The organism is Stenotrophomonas maltophilia, assembly GCF_047782825.1.
Lineage (GTDB): Bacteria > Pseudomonadota > Gammaproteobacteria > Xanthomonadales > Xanthomonadaceae > Stenotrophomonas.
Window position 1 is genome coordinate 1729636 of record NZ_CP180589.1, and the last position, 23098, is coordinate 1752733.

Below are 23098 nucleotides of genomic sequence, written 5' to 3' on the forward strand. Positions count from 1 at the left end.
TCCGTTGTTGCCGTCAAGGACGATAGACCGTCATGAAACTGCTGTTCCCCTTCTTCGCCGCATTGGCGCTGGCCGCCTGTTCGTCCAAGGTCGATTTCGAGATCGACAACCCCACCGATGCCCCGCTGGCCATCAGCATTGATGGCAAGGATCTGCCGGTCGCCGCCCATGCGTCGCGGCCGGTCAGCCTGGCCCCGGGCGAGCACCGCCTGCACACCAACCGCCTGGGCGATGTGCGCTTCATCGTCTACGAACGCGGTCGCGGCGGCCTGATCAACCCGACCCTGAGCGAGTACATCACCGCGCGCGAGATCTACGTGACCGGCGAAGACAAGCTGAAGAACTTCGGTACCAGCGGCCTGGGCATCGAGGTTGGCGGCGTGGAGTTCAAGGGCCCGTTCGACAAGTTCCATGGCCTTTTCATCGACAAGACCTGGAACTTCGGCGTGCGCGAGCCGTTCCCGCAGGAACAGATCGTGGCCCACGTGGATTCGACCGGTGGGAAGATCAGCACCAAGATCTTCACCGCGCCCGACTTCATCACCTATGTCGAGGAAGGCATGGGCGAACCGGGCGCCTACACGCGCGAGCAGCCGGCCGGTTACGTGGCCCCGGTCTACACCCTGGAACCGGCCCCGGCCACCCTGCCCGCCCTGGACCCGGCCTTCGAGGCCCACGCCGGCCCCATGCGCGACCTCTATGCCCGCTGGCTGAAGGCCACCACCGCCGCCGAGCAGAAGGCGCTGCGCAAGGAAGACTTCCAGGCCAGCATGGCCTTCACCCAGGCCACCGCGACGCTGGGCTCGACACTGCCGGTGGCCGCCAACCAGGCCTACAACGACTTCGTCACCGTGCGCAGCACCGAAATGGCCCGCAGCGCGCTGGTCCTGCCCTGAGCTGACTGGCGCCCCCTGCCCGGCTGGGGTACCGTCGCCTTCCAGACGAAGGCGTACGGGCCATTGCTGCGCATTCGGCTAGAATTCCCCTCTTCTTTACACGACGGCTTCCGATGAATCCGAACTACCTCGACTTCGAGCAACCCATCGCCGACCTGGAAGCCAAGATCCAGGAACTGCGCAACGCCAGTGCCGGACCGGCGGTCAATGTCGAGGCCGAGGTTCACGCCCTGCAGGACAAGCTGCGCCTGCGCACCGCGCAGATCTTCCGCAACCTGACCTCCTGGCAGGTGCTGCAGCTGGCCCGCCACCCGTCGCGCCCGTACACCGCCGATTACCTGCGCATCATCTTCGATGAATTCCAGGAACTGGCCGGTGACCGCGCCTTCGCCGATGACAAGGCCATCATGGGTGGCCTGGCCCGCATCAACGGCCGCTCGGTGATGGTGATCGGCCACCAGAAGGGTCGCGACACCAAGGAAAAGATCAAGCGCAACTTCGGCATGCCCAAGCCGGAGGGCTACCGCAAGGCCCTGCGCCTGATGAAGATGGCCGAACGCTTCGGCCTGCCGGTGCTGACCCTGATCGACACCGCCGGCGCCTGGCCGGGCATCGATGCCGAATCGCGCGGCCAGTCCGAAGCCATCGCCCGCAACCTGATGGAGATGGCCGAGCTGAAGGTGCCGATCATCTGCACCGTCATCGGTGAAGGTGGTTCCGGCGGCGCGCTGGCGCTGGGCGTGGGCGACCGCACCGTGATGCTGGAATACGCGGTGTATTCGACCATCACCCCGGAAGGCTGCGCCTCGATCCTGTGGAAGGACGCCGGCAAGGCCAAGGATGCCGCCGAACAGCTGGGCCTGACCGCCCCGCGCCTGAAGAGCCTGGGCCTGATCGACAAGGTCGTGCGCGAGCCGACCGGTGGCGCCCACCGCAACCCGACCCAGATGGCCAAGCGCCTGAAGGCCGTGCTGCTGAACGAACTGGACGCGCTGGATGGCCTGTCCACCGAGCAGCTGCTGGAGCGCCGCTATGCGCGCCTGCGCAGCTACGGCACGTACGAAGCCGCATAAGCCCGGTAGTGCCGGCCGCTGGCCGGCAGCATGTACGGGATTGCAGAAACGAAAGAGCCGGGCAGATGCCCGGCTCTTTACGTTTGCGCGTTGACGGCATCCACGCGTGGCGTGGATCTACTTCGCCTCAGAACGGCTTGGCCAGCACCAGCCAGACGATCGGGATGAAGGCCAGCAGCGGAATCTCGTTGATCCAGCGCAGCGCGCGCGAGGACGGCAGCGCCCTGCCCTTGGCCACGCCCTTCAGCAGGCGGCCGGTCCAAATGAAGTACACCAGCAGCAGCACCACCAGGCCCAGCTTGGCGTGCAGCCAGCCGGCGCCACCGGGCGCGACCATGGTCGGGAAATCCGGGATGACCTTGTAGCCCAGCCACAGCACCAGGCCCAGCACGAAGGCCAGCCCGAACATCGAGTGGCCGAAACGGTACAGGCGCAGGCCCATCAGCTGCAGGCGCTCGCCCACCGCTGCCTGCCCGGTGGTCTCGGCCAGGTTCACCAGGATGCGCGGCAGGTAGAACACGGTTGCCATCCAGGCCACCACGAACACGATGTGGAAGGTCTTGACCCAGTAGTAGCTCTGCATGCGCTCGCTCCGGCGGCTGGCGGGGATGGGCGGCTATTGTCGCAGTAGAGCCACCCCATGGGTGGATGCCGCGGCCAATTGCCGCACTCACCATCGCAGCCACGCATGGCGTGGCCAATCGACGCACCACAGTAGAGCCATCCCATGGATGGCTGCCCACCGCACCATCGCAGCCACGCATGGCGTGGCTCTACTCCCGGTTCGCCCGCCCAGCGCAGTAGAGCCACCCCATGGGTGGATGTCGTGGCCAATCGACGCACCACAATAAAGCCATCCCATGGATGGCTGCCCACCGCACAGTCGCAGCCACGCATGGCGTGGCTCTACTCCCGGTTCGCCCGCCGGTCGCAGTAGAGCCACCCCATGGGTGGATGCCGCGGCCAATCGACGCACCCGTGGCCGCGACGCCGTACGATAGGCGCCGTTTTCACCCTCTACGCGCCCTGCCCCATGGACAAGACCTACGACGCCGCCTATTTCCAACGCTGGTACCGCCAGGCCGACATCGGTGGCAGTGCCCGCCTGGCGCGCAAGGTCGCCCTGGCCGTGGCCACCGCCGAGTACTACCTGGAACGGCCGGTGCGCAGCGTGCTGGATATCGGCTGCGGCGAAGGCGCCTGGCGCGCACCGCTGCTGAAGCTGCGTCCGAAGGTCCAATACCTGGGCTTCGACAGCAGCGAGTACGCTGTGCGCCGCTACGGGCGTACCCGCAACCTGCACCTGGCCAGCTTCGGCGATTTTGCCTGGCTGCGGCCGTGCGCCCCGGTCGACCTGCTGGTCTGCTCGGACGTGATGCACTACGTGCCCGACCGCGAGCTGCGTGCGGGCCTGGCCGGCGTGGGCGAGCTGACCGGGGGCGTGGCCTTCCTCGAAACCTTCGCCGCCGAGGATGAGTTCGACGGCGACCACGAAGGCTTCCACGCCCGCCCGGCGCGCTGGTACCGCCGCGAGCTGGCCCGCCAGGGCCTGCAGGCCGCTGGTTCACACCTGTGGCTGGGCCCCGGCCTGGCCAGCGAGGCCGCCGCGCTGGAGAAGATGTGAATCCGGGTTCATTATTTTTACCCGGCTTAACCTGTGGGACGCCCGGATGGGATATGCTGCGCGGCAACATATGACCATACATATTCGGTCGTCATGCTCTATCAACTACACGAACTGACCCGCAACCTGCTCGCCCCCTGGGTGCACCAGGCCCAGGCCAACGCCAGATTCTTCGCCAACCAGGGCCACTGGTGGTCGCAGATGCCGGGCGCTGATCGCCTGGCGGCGGTCAATGAGCTCTTCCATCGCATCGGCAAGGATTACGAGAAGCCCGAATGGGGCATCAACGAAATCGAGGTCGAAGGCGAGCGCGTGCCGATCGTCGTGCACGAGGAAGTGAGCAAGCCGTTCTGCAAGCTGCTGCGCTTCAAGCGCCACAGCAACGAAGCCGACCAGCTGCACACCATGCTCAACCAGCCGTTCGTGCTGGTGGTGGCGCCGTTGTCGGGCCACCACGCCACGCTGCTGCGCGATACCGTGCGCACCCTGCTGCGCGACCACCGCGTGTACGTCACCGACTGGGTGGATGCGCGCATGGTGCCTGCCAGCGAAGGTGAGTTCGGCCTGGACGACTACATCGCCTACATCCAGGAATTCATCCGCCACCTCGGCGTCGAGCGCCTGCACGTGGTCAGCGTCTGCCAGCCGACCGTACCGGTGCTGGCTGCGGTTTCGCTGATGGCCAGCCGTGGCGAGCCGACCCCGCGCACCCTGGTGATGATGGGTGGCCCGATCGATGCGCGCTGCAGCCCGACCGCAGTGAACAACCTGGCCACGCAGAACCCGTTGTCGTGGTTCGAGAACAACGTCATCCACACCGTGCCGGCCAGTTACCCCGGCGCCGGCCGCCGCGTGTACCCGGGCTTCCTGCAGCACGCCGGCTTCCTGTCGATGAACCCCAGCCGGCACTTCAGCTCGCACTGGGATTTCTATACCGACCTGGTGAAGGGCGACCTGGAAGACGCCGACGCGCACCGTCGTTTCTACGACGAGTACAACGCGGTGCTGGACATGCCGGCCAAGTACTACCTGGACACGATCTCGGTGGTGTTCCAGGACTTCCTGCTGCCGCGTGGCGAGTGGGTGGTGAACGGTGAGAAGGTTGATCCGTCGGCCATCGGCGATACCGCCCTGCTGAGCATCGAAGGCGAGCTGGATGACATCGCCGGCCTCGGCCAGACCGAAGCCGCGCAGGCGCTGTGCACCGGCATCAGCGCCGACCGCCGCGAGCATTTCATCGTCGAAGGCGCCGGCCACTACGGCATCTTCAGCGGCCGCCGCTGGCGCGAAGTGGTCTACCCGAAGGTACGCGATTTCTTCGCCGCCCATGCCGAGGCACCGGCCGCCAGGGCCACAAAGAAGAAGAGCAACGTCACCCCGTTGCGGCGCAAGGCGGGTTGATTCCCCGCCCGGGGTCGGATCCCTTTCCAATGGAAAGGGCTCTGACCCCTGCATGATCGAACCTGGGGTCAGAGCCCTGTTCTGCGAACAGGGATCCGACCCCAGCCCGTTACAGCCGCACCAGCAGGTTCTTGGCCAGCAGCCCGTGCAGCTTGCCGATGCCGCGTGCCAGATGCATCGTCAGCAACAGCAGCAGCGCGCCCGCCGCCGCAACCGCGATCGCCACCAGCGGCGAGGCCGCCATCGGCAATACATTCACATCGTTGATGTACACGCCGGGGATGTCGCCACTGAAGATCGCCGCGACTGGCGCCCAGATCAGGCTCAACGACAGCGACAGCAACGTCACCGCGATGGTGAAGTAGATAACGCCCAACGGCAGCATCAGCACGAAGTACAGCAGGGTCAGCCAGGTGCGGCCATCGGTGAACATGTCGCCGACGCGCTGCAGCCAGGTACGGCTGCGGTCGGTGTAACGCGGACGGCGTGGCATGCGCTCGCCCAGCAGCGCCTCCACCAGGCGCCCTTCCAGCAGCGCCAGCCCGCGCACCGAGCCGAAGAACAGCACCGTCAGCGGCACGCCGATGATCAGGATCAGCAGGCCCAGCGACAGCGACAGGCCGGTCACCACCCAGGTGAAGAAGAAGATGCCCGTGGCCAGCGACAGCAGCATGTAGAACAGCGCGCCATAGGTGTGCGGGTCCATCACCACGCCGAAGAAGCGCGCCATCAGCGAGCGCTGCGGCGGTACCGGCGTCGGTGCGGCCGGCGCCACGCCGCTGGCCTCGGCGGCGGCGCGCAGCACCGGGCTGGTGTCGGCACGCGGCGTACGCAGCGCGCGGTTCACGGTCACCTCGGTCTCGCGATAGATCTCCGCCACTTCTTCCGGCGCGCCGTAGCTGCCGGCCACATCGGCGATGACGTCGGCCTCGCTGCGGCCCGGCTGCGCGGCCAGTTCCGAGCGCAGGTATTCCTCGGCGTCGTACAGCGCGTCCTGCACCATGGCCGGATCGGCGCCCTGGAGGGCCGCGCGCAGCTGCGCCAGATACTGGGTGATCGTGGTGGGCAGGCCAGCGCCTGCCAGGCTCGGGTCGTTCATTGCGGTATCCCCTCCAACACGGAATCGACGGAATCTCGGGTGGCCTGCCAGGCCTGGCGCCACTGCGCCAGCACCTCGTGGCCGCGTTCATTGATGCGGTAGTAGCGCCGCGGCGGCCCGCTGCTGGACGGCTCCACATGGCTTTCCAGCAGGCCGGCGCCCTCCAGGTTGCGCAGCACCGGGTACAGCGCGCTCTGTTTGCCGCTCAGCACGCCCTCGCCCACGCGTTCCAGCTCCTTGGCGATCAGGTAGCCGTACAGCGGCTCTCCGGCCCGGGCCAGCACCGCCAGCAGGGCCAACGAGACCGTGCCGGCACTGAGCTCCTTCTGGAACTTCTTCAGGTGGACATCGTCGTCGGACATGACCGGCCCTCCACTACGTTGAAGTCCACAGTAGTGCGAAGTTCGGTATAGCGAATGTGTCGTTAGTCATCCTGCCGTGCGGGTGGGGGCTCAGGCCCGCCGCACCGCTGCCAGTACCTCGCTGGCCACGGCGTGGGGCAAAGCGTGCCTGCCCTCTTCAAGCCGGCTGACCAGAGCCTGCCGCCGGGAGGTCCCCAGCGGCGAGTACTGCCCGCTCACCCGAAGCCAGTCCTGCACGAGCCGCAGGTGCCACGCCCGCTCATCCTCACGCTGCGGCACCGCATCCAGCAGCAGGTCGAGGTGCTGCCACAAGGGCAGCTTCGTCAGCTGCGCAAGCAGCCCCGCCTGTGCCACCGGCGAAGGACCGTCGTGGCAGAACGCGAGCAGGCGCGCCGGGTCCAGCTCCGCCGCCCATAGCGCACTGGCGCTGGCCAGCAACGCCTGCACCGTCCGCCCCGGCACCTCCAGCGCTTCACGCAGCAACGCCATGCCGACGCCGCCCTCGGCCCGCACCCAGCCGCGCAGGCAGGAGCGCTGATGCCGCGGCGACACCTGGGGCAACAGGGCGCGCAGTGCAGGCACATCCTCCGCCTCGGCGTGGTCGGCCAGCGCTTCCAGTGCTTCGCGCCATCGCCCACGTCGGCCGTGCGTGAGTTCGTCGCGCCACAACGCAATGGCCGGCGTGGCCTGCCGCTGCTGGAGCAGCCACGCCGCCAACCGGCGCACGCCGCGCGAGCGGTCGAATGCCGCGGTTTCGATGTACGCATCCAACCCGGCCACCTCGCGCTCGACCAGCGCACGCAACGCGGCGCTACGCACCCTGCTTGATGGCGCAGACAATGCCAGCACGCACTGCGCTTCGATCTCCCCGGGCTCACCGTGCTGCAGAAGATCGGCAAGTGCCAGGTGCGAGACGTGTGGATCGCTGTCCAGAATCGCGTGCGCGCGCAACGCTGCCCGGTCCGGATGACTGCCCAGGGCGACGACATGAGCCGCCAACCGGGTGCGTGCGTCGGGATGGCCCAGCAGTCCTTCGAGCACTGCGCGATTGGCAGGCGACGACAGCCCGGCAAACAGCGTTCCCTCCAGCCACACACGGTCAACGCGCTGCGCATCGCGCAGACGCACGGCCACCGGCCAGGCCGCCAGCACATGCGGCACCGCGCACTGCGCGAGCAGGTCGATCACCACGTCATGGGCCACCGCCCGCACTTCGGCCACCCAGTCATTGCAGCGGAGCAAGGCACAGGACAAGGTAAGAGGGCTGGGTACCGTACGCATCATCCGCAGTGCGGCCTCGCGCGTATGGCCATTGCCATCGGATCCCGCAAGGAACAGTGCCGCCGCGCGCACTTCAAGCGGCGCCTCTGGACAGGCCTTCAGGCAGGAAAAAAGCTCATTTTCCCGCGGTGTCCACCAATTGCGCCGGCGCTCATCCATGCCGGACAACCCGCGCGGGTCGAGGGCATGCAACCAGCGCACAGCATCCACGTCATCGTCGACGAAGCCCTTCAGGGTCCGTGTGATCACCGTGCGCAACGCAGCTTCTTGACTACCGGAACGTTCCTTGCTCATTGCATGCTTCCCTGCAGAAGTCGACAGAGTGCCGTACGCGCATCGGCAAGGCCAGATCGCCCATGGCGCGACCACCGCCGGTAGCGCAGAATCGGCCAACGCCATCGAACCGGGGATTCCATGTCGCACCGTCGTCTCGCCCTGACCGCCCTTGCCCTCGCCTGCCTGCTGCCCGCCCTGGCCAGTGCGGCCACGCCCTACCGCAGCCCGCAGCAGATCCTCGATGCGTCGGCGGCCAGCGACTGGCGCACGCCGGACCCGGCCAACCTGCTTTACATGGACCTGCCGGCCGGGCGGGTGATCATCGAGCTGGCGCCGCAGTTCGCCCCGCGCCACGTAGCCAACATCCAGACCTTTGCCCACGAGCACTTCTGGGACGGCACCAGCATCTACCGGTCGCAGGACAACTTCGTGGTGCAGTTCGGCGATGCCGACGCCGATGACGCGACCAAGGCCAGGCCGTTCGGCAGTGCCGCGCGCAAGCTGCCGGCCGAATTCGAACGCGCCAGCGCCGGCCTGAAGGTGAGCGTGCTGCCCGACCGCGATGGCTGGGCCGCGCAGACCGGGTTCGTCGATGGCTTCCCGGTGGGCCAGGATCCGCAGGCCGGCAAGGCCTGGCTGGCGCACTGCTACGGCATGCTAGGTGCCGGCCGCAGCAACGAAGAAGACAGCAGCATCGGCGCCGAACTGTACGTGGTGACCGGGCAATCGCCGCGCCAGCTGGACCGCAACATCACCGTGGTCGGCCGCGTGCTGAAGGGCATGGAACTGCTCAGCGCGATCCCGCGCGGGCCGGCGCCGATGGGCTTCTACGAAGACCCGAAACTGCGCACGCCTATCGTCTCGATCCGCCGCGCCAGCGACGTGCCGGCGGCCGAACGCACCCCAATCCAGGTGTTGCGTACCGATTCGAAGACCTTCGCCGATACGGTGGAAGCGCGGCGCAACCGCGTGGATGATTTCTACAAGCGCCCGGCCGGGCACATCGACCTGTGCAATATTCCGGTGCCGGTGCGGTAAGGACTCGGCTTTTGCGCTGAGTGCGCGCCATGCCAGGGCGCGCGGCTGTGGCCTTTGATCTTGGGTCCGCCTTGGAGCGAGCCGAGCACCGCAGTTCCGGCGAGGGCGAAGAGGCGCGGGTGTCTGAGCGCAGCGAGTTCCGCGCCGTCCCTCGACGGACCGAGGAGCGCAGGGGACCGGCGTGCGCAGCACGCCGGCTCGCGGACGGCGGCGTGTTTCTTTGGTTACTTTCTTTGCACGAGCAAAGAAAGTGACACCTCTCCGCAGGCGCGGAAAAGGGCTGCCGGGCAGCGCCCGGCACCACCGTTGTGTCGGCGCCCTCAGCCCTTCTGGCTGACGGCCACGCTGCCAAGAATCAGGCCGCCGGCAATCAGCATCTGCAGGGTCACCGGTTCTCCCAGGAACAGCCACGCGAACGCCGCGCCGAACAGCGGAATCAGATAGGTCACCGTCGACGCGCGCGAGGGCCCGATGCGACCGATCAGGCGGTAGAACATCAGGAACGCCAAGCCGGTGCAGGCCACGCCCAGCGCGATCGCTGCGCCCCAGGCCTTGCCCGGAATCGCCGCCTGCGGCCAGTGGGTCACCGCCATCGGCAGCATCCACAGCGAAGCACAGCCCAGCGTTGCGGCGGCCGCGGCGGCCGACGGCAGGCCGGTCATGTGCCGCTTCACCAGGTTCACCCCCAGGCCGTACAGCAGCGAGGCCGCAGCGCCGGCCAACACGGCCATGCCGATGCTCAGGCCCGACACCTTGGCCGTGGCCAGCACCACCACGCCGGCAAAGCCGACCAGCAGTGCACCTGCGCGCCGCACGCCGATCTTCTCGCCGAAGAACAGGAAGGCGATCAGTGCGGCGAACAGCACGGTCATCGCATTGCAGATGGCGCCGATGGCGGCCGGGGCCTGTTCGGCCGAATAGGCGAACAGCACGAACGGCAGGGCAGAATTGATCAGGCCGATCGGCGCCAGCCACAGCCAGCGGCGCGGCGGAAACTGGGCGCGGGCGTGCCACAGGAAGGGCATCAGCACCAGCGCGCCCAGCACCAGACGGACTTCGACCAGGGCGAACGGGCCGAACGAGGGCACCGCCACCCGCATGAACAGGAACGAGCAGCCCCAGATCGCGCCCAGCAGGGTCAGCTCCAACGGGGTGCGCCAATCGCGTTCTGCCACCTGCGGTACCGCGTTCATGCCCTGCCTCCGTCCTGCGCCTGCGCTATGCCTGGACCCACAGGATCTTCCGCAGACGCCCGCCGCACAAGCGCGTAGTATCGCTGCCAGCCACAAATATGGTTTGAGGCTCGCCATGCAGCTACGCCCCTCCCTGCTCCCCGCACTGGCCGTGTTTGCGGTGGCCGCGCGCCACCAGAACTTCGCCCAGGCCGCACAGGAGCTGCACCTGACCGCCAGCGCGGTCAGCCACCACGTGCGCCGCCTGGAAGAGGTGCTGGAAGTGCGCCTGTTCCTGCGCCACGCGCGTGGCGTGCGCCTGACCGCCGAGGGCCGGCAGCTGGCCGACGCGGCCAGCGCCGCCTTCACCGATGTCGCGGCCGTCGCCCACCACCTGCAGCCGGACGCGGACAGCGTGCCGCTGCGGGTCACCACGCTGCGCTCGCTGTCGTACTGCTGGCTGCTGCCACGCCTGCCACGCTTCACCCAGGCGCATCCGCACATCCGCATCGAACTGCACACCGGCAGCGGCCTGGACCGCTACGACGACAATGGCCCTGAAGTGGGCATCCGCTACGGCCTGGGCCAGTGGCCGGGCCTGCATGCGCAGCACCTGATGGACGACAACCTGTTCCCGGTAGCCTCGCCCGCCCTGCCCGGCGTGGAAGCGCTGCAGGACCCGGCGCGCATCGCCGAACTGCCGCTGCTGACCGACCTGTCGCCGCAGGGCTGGCGTGACTGGTTCCGCCATGCCGGCGTGCGGCCGCCCTCGCCGCTGCCGCCGATGCATACCTTCGCCGACAGCACCGATGCCATGCGCGCAGCCGTGTACGGCATGGGCGCGGTACTGGCGCGCACGCACGTCGCCCAGCCCTACCTGCAGCGCTATGAAGTCGTGCGCCTGCCCGGCCCGGCGCTCAAGGCGCGCTATGCGTACTACGTGGTGCATGCCGAAGCGCAGCCGCCCAGCCCGGCCGCGCGTCTGTTCATCGACTGGCTGCTGACCCAGGCGCAGGACGAGCGCACACCCATCCCGGCCCTGCCCGACAGCCTGCTGGGGCGCCCGCCCACGGCCGGCTGACTGCGCCCTCACCCGATCTTTGCCCGCCGCTGGCTAGGCTGCAGGCAACCCCACTCTGTGTACCTGCCATGGCAATGCTGCGACTGCGCATCACCGGAACCGAAGACGACGCCCGCGCCATCAGCGATCTGCTGCTGGGCCTGGAAGGCATCGAACATGTCGAGGAAACCGACGACCTGATGCCGCACATGGACGACGACGATTCCAGTTCGGCCGGGCTGTCCGATGACATCGGCCCGGGCATCCACGAGCTGGAAGTGGAAGTCGGCAACGAAAGCACCGCGCAGAAGGTGCGCGATGCGGTGCAGGAACTGGCGCTGGAGCTGGATGTGTTCGTCGAGTACGAGACCGACGAAGGCTGAGGGTTCGCCGGGCATGGCCCGGCGCTGCCCATTGCGTGCAATCAGGCTTTGCGGCGGCGCCGGCGCAGCCATGCGCGGATGCCCCACCCCACCAGCAACGCCACGATGCTGACCGGCAGCAAGGCCGCGGCGGCCCGGATCAGGAAGGCCACGCTGAGGCTGAGGATGTTGCCGGACTCGCTCAGTGCTTCGCCGATCTCGCTGCGGCTGCGCTGCCCGGAGGTGGTATCGAAGTGCAGCGTGACCAGCTGCGTGTCGATGCGGCGGCGCTGCTGTGCGGCATCCTTGTTGGCCTGCTCCACACCCGCCTCGATTTCCGACAGGCGGGTGGTGATCGCCATCAGGTCCTCGATCTTCAGATCCTTGCGATCCTGGTAGGACAGCAGCCGGGCGTGCTCCTTTTCCAGCCGCGCCTTGGTCAGCGCGGTGTCGGCCACCTGCTGGGCCAGATCCTCGGCGCGGGTGTTGCGCCCCTGGGTCTGCCCACCTTCACCGGCCAGGCTGATCAGCGGCTCCACACCCTTGGGCGCGATGCGCACCTTGACCTCGCCGCTGGGCCGTTCACCGCTGCGCTGGTCGACCTCCAGCACCGCGCAATCACCGAACTTCGCGCTTTGGCAGGCCTGCGCGACCTGCTGGATGCGCGGGCTGATCTGCTCGGCCTGCAGCTGTATCTGCACATCGTGTTCGTAGGCCAGGAAAGCACCGTCAGGCGAGGCCACGGCTTCGGCCGCCGCGCCAGAAGCCGACGCTGCGCGGTCGCCCTGCGGCGCGCAGCCCACGACGGCCAGCAGCAGTACGGGCAGCAGCACGCGCGCACGCGCCGCCCTCATGCGGCCGCTCCGTCATGGGACGTGACCGACAGGCCGGACAGGTCCAGCTCGGGCAGGCAGCGCACGTTGATCGCCACCATCGGCATGCCGCGGCGCGGGTCCACCGCTTCGCTGTAGGGCGCGGTGCCACACTCGCGGCAATGGTGGTGGTCGATGTGGTGCTTGTTGAACTGGTAGGTCGCCACATCGGCCGGGTCGGTTGCCAGCGCGAAGGCCTCGCGCGGGGCGAACCACAGCAGGCTGCCGCGACGGCGGCACATCGAACAGTTGCAGTCGATGACATCGGTGATCGGCGCCGGCGCCTGTACGGTGAATGCGATCCTGCCGCAATGGCAGCTTCCCTGGTATTGCATGTCCTGCACTCCGCTGGAGGGTCCTTGTGCCGCCCATGGTAATCCTATGGCAGGGGGACAAAGCAGCCCGCGCACCCTATGCTCGGGGATTGACCCCAGTACAGGAACGCCGATGCGCCCGCATCTCCTTGCCCTCGCCCTGGTCGCCGCCCTGGCCGGTTGCCAGCCGGCCGACGCCCCGACCAACGCTTCCACCCCGGCCGCCAGCCAGCAGGCCGGCGACGCGGCGGTCGATGCCGCCTTCGCCGATCTGTCCAAGCGTGCGCTGGACACCTGGATGCAGCTATCCCCGGTCAGCGCCACCCAGATCGGCGACCACCGCTACGACAGCGAGATCGACGACCTCAGCGCCGCCGGCCAGCAGAAGACCGTGGACGCCTACAAGGGCCTGCTTGCCGATCTGGACAAGATCGACGTGGCCAAGCTGGGCCGCGAGAACCAGGTCGATGCGGCCATCCTGCGCAACCAGCTGCAGTCGGAAATCTGGAACACCGAAGTCATGCAGTCCGGCAAGTGGGATCCGCAGGTCTACAACGGCCTGGCCGGCAGCGCCCTGTACGGCCTGATGGCGCGTGAGTTCGCGCCGCTGCCGGACCGCCTGAAGTCCGCCACCGCGCGCATGGAGAAGATCCCGCAGATCTTCGCCCAGGCCCGCGAAAACCTGGACCCGGCGCGCGTGCCGAAGATCCATGCCGAGACGGTGGCCAAGCAGAACAAGGGCATCCTCAGCATCGTCGATACCTTCATCACCCCGCACATCGGCGAACTGCCGCAGGCCGACCAGCAGCGCCTGCAGGCCGCCATCGATGGCCTGAAGAAGGCCGTGGACGAGCAGCAGACCTGGCTGGACAAGACCCTGGTGCCGAACGCCAAGGGCGATTTCCGCATCGGCGCGGAAAAGTACGACCAGAAGCTGAAGTTCGCGCTGAACTCCTCGCTGTCGCGCCAGGAAATCGGTGAGCGTGCCCGCGCCGAACTCAAGCGCGTGCGCGAAGACATGTACGGCATCGCCCAGACCGTGCTGAAGGACAAGCCGGGCGCACCGGAAATGCCGGCGCAGCCCACCGACGAACAGCAGCAGAAGGCCATCGAGGCCGCGCTGGAGCTGGCCTACGCCGACAAGCCGGCACGTGACAAGGTGGTGGACGATGCCAAGGCCGCGCTGGAGCAGTCCACCGCGTTCGTGCGCGAACACGACCTGATGACCCTGCCGGACGCGCCGGTGGACATCATCCTGATGCCGGAATTCCAGCGCGGCGTGGCCGTGGCCTATTGCGATTCGCCGGGCCCGCTGGACAAGAACCTGAAGACCTTCTACGCCGTCTCGCCGATTCCGGATGACTGGAATGACAAGCAGGTCGACTCGTTCCTGCGTGAGTACAACTCGCGCATGATCCACCTGCTGAGCATCCACGAAGGCACCCCGGGCCACTACCTGGAAGGCTGGCACTCGGCCAAGTTCCCCTCCACCCTGCGTGCGGTGCTGCGTTCGGGCCTGTTCGCCGAAGGCTGGGCGGTCTACACCGAACGCATGATGCAGGAGCAGGGTTACCTCAACAACGACCCGCTGTTCCACCTGGTGCAGCTGAAGTTCTACCTGCGCACCATTTCCAACGCGATCCTGGACCAGGGCGTGCACGTGGACAACTGGGATCGCGAGAAGGCGATGCACCTGATGACCCACGACGCGTTCCAGCAGGAAAGCGAAGCCTCGGGCAAGTGGGTTCGCGCGCAGCTGACCTCGGCCCAGCTGCCGACCTACTTTGTCGGTGCGCAGGAACACTTCGACACCCGCAAGGCGATGCAGGACAAGCTGGGCGACAAGTTCAACCTGAAGGCCTACCACGACCAGATGCTGTCCTACGGCGCGCCGCCGGTGCGCTTCGCCCGCCAGCTGATGCTGGACCAGCCGATCGAGTGATCGGTCGGGTGTGAGATGGAAACGGAACGGCCCGGGGAGACCCGGGCCGTTTTTTTGTTTGGCGTCTCCGGATGGGCCCATCCACGCGTGGCGTGGATCTACTGCGTGGCGTGGATCTATCGCACCCCATCCACGCGTGGCGTGGATCTACTGCGTGGCGTGGATCTATCGCACCCCATCCACGCGTGGCGTGGATCTACTGCGTGGCGTGGATCTATCGCACCCCATCCACGCATGGCGTGGACGTTCTCCGGTTTGCCAGTAGATCCACGCCATGCGTGGATGGCATTCAATTCACCGCGCGATGCAGCAGGCGCTCGAACTGCACCTCACTGCATCCATCCTGCGCACACCCCGACAAGGCGAGCTCCACCCGCCCCGGCGGCCGCGCATCACTCAACGGCAGCGCATCACGCAATTGCGCGCGGGTCGGGTAGACATACACCAGCCGGTAGCGCACTTCCCCGCTTTCCCTACGCCAACGCTCGAACTGCAGCAGGCCGCCGATCGGCGTCTTCTCGAGCTGCCCTGGCAGCATGTAAGCAGACACACCCAACGCGGCCAGCACCGAACCGATGTTGGAATCGTGCCCGACCAGCAATGTCACCTTCGGCGACGCCGGCGCTTCGAACAATTCCGCAATGTGCGACAGCAACGGCGCCGCCACATCGCGCGCCACGTCGGGCGTGCCGAACAGGATGTCCTGGTAGCCATTGCGCACCCGCGCCAGCGCCTGCCACTGCGCTTCATCGTGCAGCCTGCCCCAACCCGCCGCAGTGCCCGTCGCGTTCTGGTAGTCCTCCATCAGCAGCGCATCGACCATGCCGTTGGCCAGGGCCAGCGAGCCGGTGGCGCCGGGCTCCTTGCCCACCTCCACGCGGAATGTGCTGTCACCTGTGCGCAGCGTGCACGGTCTGCGCCCCGCACAAGCCGGCGAGGCCGCATGCTCGACCACCTCATCCACCACCTGCAGATCCGGCGCGAGACGCGCCTGCGCCTCGGCCTTCTGCATGGCACGCAGGGCGCGGCGCTGGAAGGCGGCGTCATCGCGGTGGATTACCGGGTCGAACAACGGATCCATCGTGCCCAGCGGCCTGCGCTGCTGCACCGCTACGTGGCAGCCCGGGAAGGCACCGGCGATGAAGAACTGTGCGGTGGCCTGGGTGCGCTGCAGACTGTTGGCCAATGCATGGAAGTCAGCGGCCTGCGGGCAGCCGGTGGCGGGCAGCACGTTGGCCTGCCGCAGCCACTGGCCCAGGTAACGGCCCATGTAGACCTCCAGCACGCCGCCTTTGGTGATCAGCTCGCCAGCGGCAACGTCCCATGTTGCCCACGCATGCGGCGTGGCCTCGGCCAGCGTGCCGGAGGACACCAGTGGCGCGCGCAGATTGTGGCGGCTGAGCAGGACGACCTGTTCGAGGCGGTCGGCTTCCACGGGTGCCGGCACAGCGGCTGCGGACGAACTGACGAGGGCAAGCGCCAGCAGAAGAAGGCGTAGAGGGCGGATCATTCGGATCTCCGGAAACACGCTGGGGTCAGAGCCCTTTCCCGCGGAAAGGGATCCGACCCCGACGGATAAGTACGCATCCACGCGTGGCATGGATCTACTGATCCGCCGCCACGAACCCACCGGTCTGCCGCGCCCACAAGCGCGCGTACAGGCCAGCGGCGGCGATCAGTTCGGCATGGGTGCCGGTCTCGACGATGCGGCCCTGGTCCATCACCACCAGCCGGTCCATGCGCGCGATGGTCGACAGGCGGTGCGCGATCGCGATCACCGTCTTGCCGCCCATCAGCTCGTCCAGGCTGTCCTGGATGGCCGCTTCCACTTCCGAATCCAGCGCCGAGGTGGCTTCGTCCAGCACGAGGATCGGCGCGTCCTTCAGCAGCACGCGGGCGATGGCGATGCGTTGGCGCTGGCCACCGGACAGCTTCACGCCTCGCTCGCCCACATGGGCGTCATAGCCGCGGCGCCCCTGCCCGTCCACCAGCGTATCGATGAAGGCTTCGGCACGTGCCTTGGCCACGGCAGCGCGCAGCTGCTCATCGGTCGCGTCGGGGCGGCCGTACAACAGATTGTCGCGGATCGAGCGGTGCAGCAGCGAGGTGTCCTGGGTGACCACGCCGATCTGCTGGCGCAGGCTTTCCTGGGTGACGTGGGCGATGTCCTGCCCGTCGATCAGGATGCGGCCGCTTTCCAGGTCGTACAGCCGCAGCAGGATGTTGACCAGGGTCGACTTGCCGGCGCCGGAGGGACCGACCAGGCCGATCTTCTCGCCCGGCTTCACCACCAGGTCCAGGCCGGCGATCACGCCGCCCTTCTTGCCGTAATGGAAGTGGATGTCCTGGAAGTGCACGCCGCCATGCGCCACCTGCAACGGCACGGCATCCTCACGGTCCTGCACGGTCAGCGGCTGGGCGATGGTGGTGATGCCATCCTGCACCGTGCCGATGTCCTCGAAGATGCCGTTGATGGTCCACATGATCCAGCCGGACATGTTGTGGATGCGGATCACCAGACCGGTGGCCAAGGTGATCGCGCCCACGGTGATGTGCCCGCCGTTCCACAGCCACAGCGACAGGCCGCAGGTGCCTGCGATCAGGAAGCCGTTGACGATGGCGATGGTCAGGTCCATGCCGGTGGTGATGCGGGTCTGCGCACGGTGCTTGACCGCCAGTTCCTGGATCGACTCGGCCACGTACGCCTGCTCGCGCCCACCATGGGCGAACAGCTTCAGCGTGGGGATGTTGGTGTAGCCGTCGACAATGCGGCCCATCGCCTTGGAACGCGCCTCCGAGGCGATCCACGCACGTTCCTTCGCACGCGGCACGAAGTAGGCCAGGATCACCGCATAGGCCAGCAGCCACAGGATCAGCGGCACCATCAGGCGCCAGTCGGCCTGCGCGAACAGGTACAGCGCGGTGCCGGTGTAGACCACGATGTACCAGAGCGAATCGACCATCTGCACCGCCGATTCGCGCAGCGACGTACCGGTCTGCATCACCCGGTTGGCCACGCTGCCGGCGAAGTCGTTCTGGAAGAAGCTCAGGCTCTGCCGCACCACGTAGTTGTGCATCAGCCAGCGCGAGCGGTTGCTCAGGCCGGGCACGATGGCCTGGTTGACCAGCAGGTTGTGCAGGCCGACCAGGATCGGCCGCGCGATGACCGTGATGAACAGCATCCAGCCCAGTTCATTGGCATGGCGCTTGAAGAAGTCGGCCCCCGGCTGCTCGGCGACCATGTCGACGATGCGCCCCAGGTAATCGAACATCGCCACTTCCACCAGCGCCAGCAGCAGGCCGGCGATGAGGGTGGCCAGCAGCACCGGCCACACCGGGCGCAGGTAGTGCAGGTAGAACGGCAGCACCTTCTGCGGCGGCATGCGGCCGTCCACGGGCGGGAACACCGGAATCAGGGATTCAAACCAACGAAACATCACATTCCCTCGCCAGATCAGCGCGGCGATTATCCCATGGACGGTGTGTTCCCGGCGTTCGCCGGGCATGGCCCGGGTACGCGTCCGCGCATTCGCGCTGACGCTCCCACGGTTCGCTGCGCGAACCGCGGGCCCCACTCATCAACACCCTCACCCCCGCGCCTGCGGCGCTGCCCCCGTACACCGGGGGCGGTAGTGCCGGCCGCTGGCCGGCAACCACGCGGTGCACACCGGGGCTCATGAAGTTGCCGGCCAGCGGCCGGCACTACCCTCACTGCTTGACCGGGGTGAACAGCAGGTCCTGGAAATCGAAGCTGAAATCGGTCAGGTCGGAGACCGGCTGCATGCGCAGCTCGCGCACCTTGCCGTCCGGGTCCAGGCTGAAGTTCACGAACGCATCGGCGTTGAGCGAACGATCATCCCAGCGCACGATGAAGGTATCGTGCTGCCAGTGCTCCAGGCGGCCGGTCAGCTGCGCGGTCTTCGCAAACCGCAGGCGCAGGCCCTTGCCTTCGGTCGACACCACCATGTCGCCATACCAGCGGTCACGATAGGTCGCCGCGTAGCCGGCCAGCGGCAGCGAGGGCGTGCTGCCCTTGGCCCGCTCGGCCTGGTGCCTGGCCCAGGCTTCATCGGCCTTGTCCTGGCCCTTGGCCACGCCCTTGGCGTAGGCATCGACCCAGTCATGCTGCTCGCCGCCCAGGTAGGCATCAAGCACGCTCAGGGTGATGGCATTGAACGCTGCGCCGGCTTCCTGGTTGGTCAGCACCACCACGCCCAGCTTCTGCCCCGGCACCAGGGTCAGCCGCGAAACCATGCCCGGCCAGCCGCCGGTGTGCCAGACCAGCTTCTGCCCGCGGTAGTCGCTCAGGCTCCAGCCCTCGCCATAGCCGGCGAAGTTGGCACGGGCCGGCTCCAGCTCGGGCACGCTCGGTGCGGCGATGGCCTGCGGCGTGATCATCTGCCACATCTCTTTCTGGGTCTTGGCACTGAACAGCGGCGTGCCATCGGCCAGCTTGCCTTCGGCCAGCTGCACCTGCATCCAGCGCGCCATGTCATGCGCGCTGGAATAGATGCCACCGGCACCGGCGTTGTTGGACCAGGTCAGCGGTGCAACGGTGCGCAGATCCTTGAAATCGTACTTGGCGTGGCCGATAGCGGCCTTGTCGCCTGCCCGCAGGTGGTCGGCGTTGTAACGCGTTCCGGCCATGCCCACCTTGTCGAAGATGCGCGTCTGCAGGAACTGCTGGTAGCTCATGCCCGACACCTTCTCGATTACCTGCTGGGCGACCGCATAGAGGATGTTGTCGTAGGCATAACGCTCGCGGAACCCCCCCTTCAGCGGCACCTGGCCCAGGCGCTGCACCACTTCGGCATTGCTGTAGGACGTGGTCGGCCAGAACAGCAGGTCACCGGCGCCCAGGCTCAGGCCGCTGCGGTGCGACAGCAGGTCGCGCAGGGTCATCTGCCCGGTCACGAACGCATCGGACATGCGGAACGACGGCAGGTGGTCGATCACCTTGTCGTCCATCTTCAGCTTGCCGTCCTCGGCCAGCAGGTTCAGCGAGGTGGCGGTGAAGGCCTTGGTGTTGGATGCGATGGCGAACAGGGTGTCGGCCTGCACCGGCTCGGGCTTGCCCAGCTCACGCACGCCCCAGCCACGCTCCAGCACGATCTGGCCGTCCTTGACCACGGCCACGGATACGCCGGGCACGTCGAACTGCGCGCGCACGCGCTCGACGGTCGCGTCCAGCGCCTGCAGCTGCGCGGGGGTAGGTGCGGTCTCGGCCGCGTTCGCCATCGTCGCGCAAGCCAGCAGCACGGCGCCTCCAATCCAGTTGTTCATCCAGCACCATCTCCGAACAGGGGTCGCGGCCGTGTGCAGGCCGTCACCGGGGTTTCGCGCGATGGTAACGGCCGCCGGCCGATCCTGCCCTGTGCCATAGGAGGGGTGTCATGGCCGAAAACGGTCAATCCAGCAGCGGCTCCACCATCATTCCCTGCCTGCGCTACCGCGATGCGCTGGGCGCCATCGACTGGCTGCAGCGCGCCTTCGGCTTCCACGCCCAGGCGGTGTACGCCGATGGCGAAACCGTCTTCCATGCACAGCTGGTGTTCGGCCACGGCATGATCATGCTCGGCTCGGCCAGCACCAGCGGCGAATGGTCGAAGCTGGCGGTAATGCCCGACGAGGTCGGCGGACGGCAGACGCAGAGCGCCTGCGTGATCGTCAGCGATGTGGATGGCCATTACGCGCGGGCCAAGGCGGCCGGCGCACGCATCGTCATCGATATCGCCGACCAGGACTATGGCGGGCGGGGTTATGCCTGCGCCGATCCGGAAGGCTACCTGTGGTGGTTCGGCAGCTACGACCCGTGGCGCGCGGACCACGGCCAGTGACACCGGCAGCGCCCCCGGCGCCGATCCGCTGCGGCATCGGCGGCTGGGTGTTTCCCGAGTGGCGCGGTGGCGTGTTCTATCCCGCCGGCCTGCCGCAGCGCGAGGAGCTGGCCCATGCCAGCCGCGCCCTGCGCTGCATCGAGATCAACGGCACGTTCTATCGCACCCCTACCGAAGCGCAGTGCGCGCAATGGGCCGCGCAGACGCCGCAGGGCTTCCGCTTTTCGATGAAAGCGCCGCGCTACCTGGTGCAACGGCGCGATCTGCGCAGCACGGTCGACGCTGCCGCGCCGTTCCTGCAGGCCGCGCTGGCACTCGGTGACCGACTGGGCCCCCTGCTCTGGCAGTTCGACCCCAGGCACCCGGCCGATGCGGCGGCACTGGCGGCATTGATGGCCGAGCTGCCGCAGCGCCTGCAGGGCGTGCCGCTGCAGCACGCGCTGGAAGTGCGCAATGCACAGGCGCATGGCCCGGAGCTGGTCGCCGCCGCGCGCCGCCACGACGTCGCGCTGGTGATCGAGGACAGCGACGAAGCACCGCTGCAGGGCGACCTGAGCGCCAGTTTCGTCTACGCGCGCATCAAGCGCAGCCAGGCGCGCCTGCGCGAAGGCCTGCCGCGCCCGTTGCAGCAGCGCTGGGCCACACGCGCCCAGCACTGGTCGCGCGGTGAAGCGGTGGCTGACCTGCCCTGCGTGGCCGAGCCTGCCCCGCCCCGGCCACGCGAGGTCTATCTGTTGTGCATCGGCGCCGGCAAGGCGCGCAACCCGGCGGCGGCCATGGCCCTGCAGCAGCTCAGCGACGGCGCCAGCGATCCAGGCCCCACAGCAAGGTCCAGCCCAGCACGAACACCCCGGCCACGCGCAGCACGTTGACCGCGAAGGCGGCCGCGCCGATCCGCTGCAGTTCCAGGAACGGATACGGCGCCTGCCCGAGCAGGCCGGTCACCGCCATCGCCCAGCCCAGATACGCGGCGGGCACCAGCAGCACCGCCCCCAGCGCGCGCCAGCGCAGGCCGCCATGCGGCAACAGCAGCAGCCAGCCGCCCAGGTACAGCACCGGCACCGCGTAATGCAGGCCCACATCCACCCACCATTGCAGCCCGGTCGGCCTCCACAGGCCCTGCAGGGCCAGCAGGTAGACCAGGCCGGTCACGCCGATGCACAGGCCCAGCGCGGCCGCCGGCGTAACGCCCAGCCTGCCGCCAAGGGCCAGCCGCAGGCAGCCCAGACAGACCGCCAGATTGCTGAGGATGGTGAAGTAACCGAAGAAGCGCAGCGTCGCCGCACCGATGCCCGCACTGCCGCCATGGCCGTTCACCAGCAGCAGGTACTGCAGCAGCAACGCCACGGCGGCGACCAGGGCGGTCAGCGCCGCCCATCCACGCAGGAGCGGACGGTCTGCAGGCATGTGGAACCCCCGGGAGCCAGTGTGCGCCGGGCAGGCCATGGCCATCGCCGCTGCCCTGCGCTTGCCGCACAATACACCGATGACGACCCCCGACACCCGCAAAGCGCTCTGGCAGATCCATTTCTGTGTCCTGTTGTGGGGTGTCACCGCCATCCTCGGCAAGCTGATCACCCTGCCCGCGTTGCCGCTGGTGTGGTGGCGCATGTTGCTGGTGGTGGCGATGCTGGCCCTGCTGCCGCGGGTCTGGCGCGGGCTGCGCACCCTGCCCCTGCGGCTGGTGGCCGGCTATGCCGGCATCGGTGCGCTGGTGGCCCTGCACTGGCTGACCTTCTACGGCGCGGTGAAGCTGGCCAACGCCTCGGTGGCCGCCACCTGCATCGCGCTGGCGCCGGTGTTCACCTCCATCATTGAACCCTGGGTGGCCAAGCGCCCGTTCCAGATGCGCGAACTGGCCTTCGGCCTGGCCGTGCTGCCGGGCGTGGCGCTGGTGGTGGGCGGCGTGCCCGATGGCATGCGCCTGGGCGTGCTGGTAGGTGCCCTGTCGGCGCTGCTGGTGGCGGTATTCGGCTCGCTGAACAAGCGCATGGTCAGCCATGCCGACCCGCTGACGGTGACCGCGCTGGAACTGGGCGCCGGCACGCTGACCCTGACCCTGCTGGCGCCGGTGATGCCCTACCTGCTGCCGGCCCTGGCCAGCCCGCTCTGGGTGGTGCCCAACCTGCACGACGGCATCCTGCTGCTGGTGCTGGCCGGCGCCTGTACCCTGCTGCCGTTCGCCCTGGCCCTGGTCGCCCTGCGCCATCTCAGCGCCTACACCGTGCAGCTGGTGACCAACCTGGAGCCGGTCTATGCCGTGCTGCTGGCGGTGGTGCTGCTGCGCGAGCAGCATGAAGTGACGCCGTGGTTCTACCTGGGCGTGGCGATCATCGTCGGTGCCGTGTTCCTCCACCCGCTGCTGAACCGCCGCAAGCCGGTGCAGCACCCGGAAATCCTGGGTACGGCCGAAGCGCGCAACATCGCCGATTGAGGCGGAGGGTTCTGTAGAGCCGAGCCATGCTCGGCTACGCCTTTTGTAGAGCCGA

Annotated in this window: 22 protein-coding genes; 11 read left to right on the forward strand and 11 right to left on the reverse strand. The window is 67.8% G+C overall.

Annotated features, from left to right (window positions below; translation table 11 throughout):
• Positions 1-32 precede the first annotated feature (32 nt).
• A complete protein-coding gene (locus ACM2ZB_RS08015; protein ID WP_416058080.1) occupies positions 33-896 on the forward strand; it encodes a hypothetical protein in 864 nt (287 codons plus the stop codon).
• Positions 897-1009: 113 nt separating this feature from the next.
• Positions 1010-1969: an acetyl-CoA carboxylase carboxyltransferase subunit alpha gene (locus tag ACM2ZB_RS08020; protein WP_313438851.1), complete on the forward strand. Its 960-nt coding sequence runs from the start codon at positions 1010-1012 to the stop codon at positions 1967-1969.
• A 127-nt stretch (positions 1970-2096) separates the two neighbouring features.
• On the opposite strand, the gene ACM2ZB_RS08025 is transcribed toward ACM2ZB_RS08020, so the two are convergent.
• Positions 2097-2552, reverse strand: a complete 456-nt coding sequence (locus ACM2ZB_RS08025) for a CopD family protein (protein ID WP_416058081.1) — start codon at positions 2550-2552, stop codon at positions 2097-2099.
• Between the two features lie 450 nt (positions 2553-3002).
• On the opposite strand from ACM2ZB_RS08025, the gene ACM2ZB_RS08030 reads away from it, so the two are divergent.
• A complete protein-coding gene (locus tag ACM2ZB_RS08030; RefSeq protein ID WP_313438855.1) occupies positions 3003-3593 on the forward strand; it encodes a class I SAM-dependent methyltransferase in 591 nt (196 codons plus the stop codon).
• Between the two features lie 93 nt (positions 3594-3686).
• On the forward strand, positions 3687-4994 hold the full coding sequence (locus ACM2ZB_RS08035) for a polyhydroxyalkanoate depolymerase (RefSeq protein WP_416058082.1): 1308 nt from the start codon (positions 3687-3689) through the stop codon (positions 4992-4994).
• 109 nt (positions 4995-5103) lie between these two features.
• On the opposite strand, the gene ACM2ZB_RS08040 is transcribed toward ACM2ZB_RS08035, so the two are convergent.
• The 3 genes from ACM2ZB_RS08040 to ACM2ZB_RS08050 form a co-directional block, all read right to left on the reverse strand.
• A complete protein-coding gene (locus ACM2ZB_RS08040; protein WP_416058083.1) occupies positions 5104-6093 on the reverse strand; it encodes a sensor domain-containing protein in 990 nt (329 codons plus the stop codon).
• Positions 6090-6455, reverse strand: a complete 366-nt coding sequence (locus tag ACM2ZB_RS08045; protein WP_313438861.1) for a PadR family transcriptional regulator — start codon at positions 6453-6455, stop codon at positions 6090-6092. The genes ACM2ZB_RS08040 and ACM2ZB_RS08045 overlap by 4 nt, the downstream gene beginning before the upstream one ends.
• 90 nt (positions 6456-6545) lie before the next feature.
• Positions 6546-8030, reverse strand: coding sequence for a HEAT repeat domain-containing protein (locus tag ACM2ZB_RS08050; protein WP_416058084.1), 1485 nt, complete (start codon positions 8028-8030; stop codon positions 6546-6548).
• A gap of 120 nt (positions 8031-8150) precedes the next feature.
• Here ACM2ZB_RS08050 and ACM2ZB_RS08055 point away from each other — a divergent pair, with 120 nt between their 5' ends.
• On the forward strand, positions 8151-9050 hold the full coding sequence (locus tag ACM2ZB_RS08055; RefSeq protein WP_416058085.1) for a peptidylprolyl isomerase: 900 nt from the start codon (positions 8151-8153) through the stop codon (positions 9048-9050).
• Positions 9051-9370: 320 nt separating this feature from the next.
• Here ACM2ZB_RS08055 and ACM2ZB_RS08060 read toward each other — a convergent pair whose 3' ends face one another.
• Positions 9371-10243: a DMT family transporter gene (locus tag ACM2ZB_RS08060; RefSeq protein WP_416058086.1), complete on the reverse strand. Its 873-nt coding sequence runs from the start codon at positions 10241-10243 to the stop codon at positions 9371-9373.
• 115 nt (positions 10244-10358) lie between these two features.
• Here ACM2ZB_RS08060 and ACM2ZB_RS08065 point away from each other — a divergent pair, with 115 nt between their 5' ends.
• Positions 10359-11303, forward strand: coding sequence for a LysR substrate-binding domain-containing protein (locus tag ACM2ZB_RS08065; protein ID WP_313438872.1), 945 nt, complete (start codon positions 10359-10361; stop codon positions 11301-11303).
• A 68-nt stretch (positions 11304-11371) separates the two neighbouring features.
• Positions 11372-11665 (forward strand): hypothetical protein, encoded by a 294-nt coding sequence (locus tag ACM2ZB_RS08070; protein WP_005408721.1) that lies wholly within the window; start codon positions 11372-11374, stop codon positions 11663-11665.
• 41 nt (positions 11666-11706) lie between these two features.
• Here the strand turns inward: ACM2ZB_RS08070 and ACM2ZB_RS08075 are convergent, their stop codons facing one another.
• Both ACM2ZB_RS08075 and ACM2ZB_RS08080 read right to left on the reverse strand, forming a co-directional pair.
• Entirely contained in the window at positions 11707-12498 is a 792-nt protein-coding gene (locus tag ACM2ZB_RS08075; RefSeq protein WP_416058087.1) for a DUF4349 domain-containing protein, read from the reverse strand.
• Positions 12495-12851, reverse strand: coding sequence for a GFA family protein (locus ACM2ZB_RS08080; protein ID WP_416058088.1), 357 nt, complete (start codon positions 12849-12851; stop codon positions 12495-12497). Before ACM2ZB_RS08080 ends, ACM2ZB_RS08075 begins: the two co-directional genes overlap by 4 nt.
• Positions 12852-12963: 112 nt before the next feature.
• Between ACM2ZB_RS08080 and ACM2ZB_RS08085 the strand changes: the two genes are divergently transcribed.
• Positions 12964-14772: a DUF885 domain-containing protein gene (locus ACM2ZB_RS08085; protein WP_416058089.1), complete on the forward strand. Its 1809-nt coding sequence runs from the start codon at positions 12964-12966 to the stop codon at positions 14770-14772.
• 289 nt (positions 14773-15061) lie between these two features.
• Here the strand turns inward: ACM2ZB_RS08085 and agp are convergent, their stop codons facing one another.
• The 3 genes from agp to ACM2ZB_RS08100 all read right to left on the reverse strand — a co-directional run bounded on the left by agp (position 15062) and on the right by ACM2ZB_RS08100 (position 20055).
• Positions 15062-16282, reverse strand: a complete 1221-nt coding sequence (gene agp / locus ACM2ZB_RS08090; protein ID WP_416058090.1) for a bifunctional glucose-1-phosphatase/inositol phosphatase — start codon at positions 16280-16282, stop codon at positions 15062-15064.
• A 94-nt stretch (positions 16283-16376) separates the two neighbouring features.
• On the reverse strand, positions 16377-18209 hold the full coding sequence (gene smrA / locus ACM2ZB_RS08095) for a multidrug efflux ABC transporter SmrA (RefSeq protein ID WP_416058091.1): 1833 nt from the start codon (positions 18207-18209) through the stop codon (positions 16377-16379).
• Between the two features lie 271 nt (positions 18210-18480).
• The gene (locus ACM2ZB_RS08100) at positions 18481-20055 is read right to left on the reverse strand and encodes a serine hydrolase (RefSeq protein WP_416058092.1); all 1575 of its coding nucleotides are present in this window, start codon (positions 20053-20055) and stop codon (positions 18481-18483) included.
• A gap of 110 nt (positions 20056-20165) precedes the next feature.
• Here ACM2ZB_RS08100 and ACM2ZB_RS08105 point away from each other — a divergent pair, with 110 nt between their 5' ends.
• Both ACM2ZB_RS08105 and ACM2ZB_RS08110 read left to right on the forward strand, forming a co-directional pair.
• A complete protein-coding gene (locus ACM2ZB_RS08105) occupies positions 20166-20609 on the forward strand; it encodes a VOC family protein (protein ID WP_313438896.1) in 444 nt (147 codons plus the stop codon).
• Positions 20606-21481, forward strand: coding sequence for a DUF72 domain-containing protein (locus ACM2ZB_RS08110; RefSeq protein ID WP_416058093.1), 876 nt, complete (start codon positions 20606-20608; stop codon positions 21479-21481). Before ACM2ZB_RS08105 ends, ACM2ZB_RS08110 begins: the two co-directional genes overlap by 4 nt.
• On the opposite strand, the gene ACM2ZB_RS08115 is transcribed toward ACM2ZB_RS08110, so the two are convergent.
• Complete coding sequence (locus tag ACM2ZB_RS08115; protein WP_416058094.1) at positions 21402-22016, reverse strand: Pr6Pr family membrane protein; 615 nt, start codon at positions 22014-22016, stop codon at positions 21402-21404. The genes ACM2ZB_RS08110 and ACM2ZB_RS08115 overlap by 80 nt on opposite strands.
• 79 nt (positions 22017-22095) lie before the next feature.
• On the opposite strand from ACM2ZB_RS08115, the gene ACM2ZB_RS08120 reads away from it, so the two are divergent.
• Complete coding sequence (locus tag ACM2ZB_RS08120) at positions 22096-23043, forward strand: DMT family transporter (RefSeq protein ID WP_416058095.1); 948 nt, start codon at positions 22096-22098, stop codon at positions 23041-23043.
• The last annotated feature ends 55 nt before the right edge of the window (positions 23044-23098 follow it).

Excerpts from the sequence above, each read along its gene's own strand:
- ACM2ZB_RS08015 (WP_416058080.1), top strand. The coding sequence starts at position 33 with ATGAAACTGCTGTTCCCCTTCTTCGCCGCATTGGCGCTGGCCGCCTGT.
- ACM2ZB_RS08020 (WP_313438851.1), top strand. The coding sequence starts at position 1,010 with ATGAATCCGAACTACCTCGACTTCGAGCAACCCATCGCCGACCTGGAA.
- ACM2ZB_RS08025 (WP_416058081.1), bottom strand. The coding sequence starts at position 2,552 with ATGCAGAGCTACTACTGGGTCAAGACCTTCCACATCGTGTTCGTGGTG.
- ACM2ZB_RS08030 (WP_313438855.1), top strand. The coding sequence starts at position 3,003 with ATGGACAAGACCTACGACGCCGCCTATTTCCAACGCTGGTACCGCCAG.
- ACM2ZB_RS08035 (WP_416058082.1), top strand. The coding sequence starts at position 3,687 with ATGCTCTATCAACTACACGAACTGACCCGCAACCTGCTCGCCCCCTGG.
- ACM2ZB_RS08040 (WP_416058083.1), bottom strand. The coding sequence starts at position 6,093 with ATGAACGACCCGAGCCTGGCAGGCGCTGGCCTGCCCACCACGATCACC.
- ACM2ZB_RS08045 (WP_313438861.1), bottom strand. The coding sequence starts at position 6,455 with ATGTCCGACGACGATGTCCACCTGAAGAAGTTCCAGAAGGAGCTCAGT.
- ACM2ZB_RS08050 (WP_416058084.1), bottom strand. The coding sequence starts at position 8,030 with ATGAGCAAGGAACGTTCCGGTAGTCAAGAAGCTGCGTTGCGCACGGTG.
- ACM2ZB_RS08055 (WP_416058085.1), top strand. The coding sequence starts at position 8,151 with ATGTCGCACCGTCGTCTCGCCCTGACCGCCCTTGCCCTCGCCTGCCTG.
- ACM2ZB_RS08060 (WP_416058086.1), bottom strand. The coding sequence starts at position 10,243 with ATGAACGCGGTACCGCAGGTGGCAGAACGCGATTGGCGCACCCCGTTG.
- ACM2ZB_RS08065 (WP_313438872.1), top strand. The coding sequence starts at position 10,359 with ATGCAGCTACGCCCCTCCCTGCTCCCCGCACTGGCCGTGTTTGCGGTG.
- ACM2ZB_RS08070 (WP_005408721.1), top strand. The coding sequence starts at position 11,372 with ATGGCAATGCTGCGACTGCGCATCACCGGAACCGAAGACGACGCCCGC.
- ACM2ZB_RS08075 (WP_416058087.1), bottom strand. The coding sequence starts at position 12,498 with ATGAGGGCGGCGCGTGCGCGCGTGCTGCTGCCCGTACTGCTGCTGGCC.
- ACM2ZB_RS08080 (WP_416058088.1), bottom strand. The coding sequence starts at position 12,851 with ATGCAATACCAGGGAAGCTGCCATTGCGGCAGGATCGCATTCACCGTA.
- ACM2ZB_RS08085 (WP_416058089.1), top strand. The coding sequence starts at position 12,964 with ATGCGCCCGCATCTCCTTGCCCTCGCCCTGGTCGCCGCCCTGGCCGGT.
- agp (WP_416058090.1), bottom strand. The coding sequence starts at position 16,282 with ATGATCCGCCCTCTACGCCTTCTTCTGCTGGCGCTTGCCCTCGTCAGT.
- smrA (WP_416058091.1), bottom strand. The coding sequence starts at position 18,209 with ATGTTTCGTTGGTTTGAATCCCTGATTCCGGTGTTCCCGCCCGTGGAC.
- ACM2ZB_RS08100 (WP_416058092.1), bottom strand. The coding sequence starts at position 20,055 with ATGAACAACTGGATTGGAGGCGCCGTGCTGCTGGCTTGCGCGACGATG.
- ACM2ZB_RS08105 (WP_313438896.1), top strand. The coding sequence starts at position 20,166 with ATGGCCGAAAACGGTCAATCCAGCAGCGGCTCCACCATCATTCCCTGC.
- ACM2ZB_RS08115 (WP_416058094.1), bottom strand. The coding sequence starts at position 22,016 with ATGCCTGCAGACCGTCCGCTCCTGCGTGGATGGGCGGCGCTGACCGCC.
- ACM2ZB_RS08120 (WP_416058095.1), top strand. The coding sequence starts at position 22,096 with ATGACGACCCCCGACACCCGCAAAGCGCTCTGGCAGATCCATTTCTGT.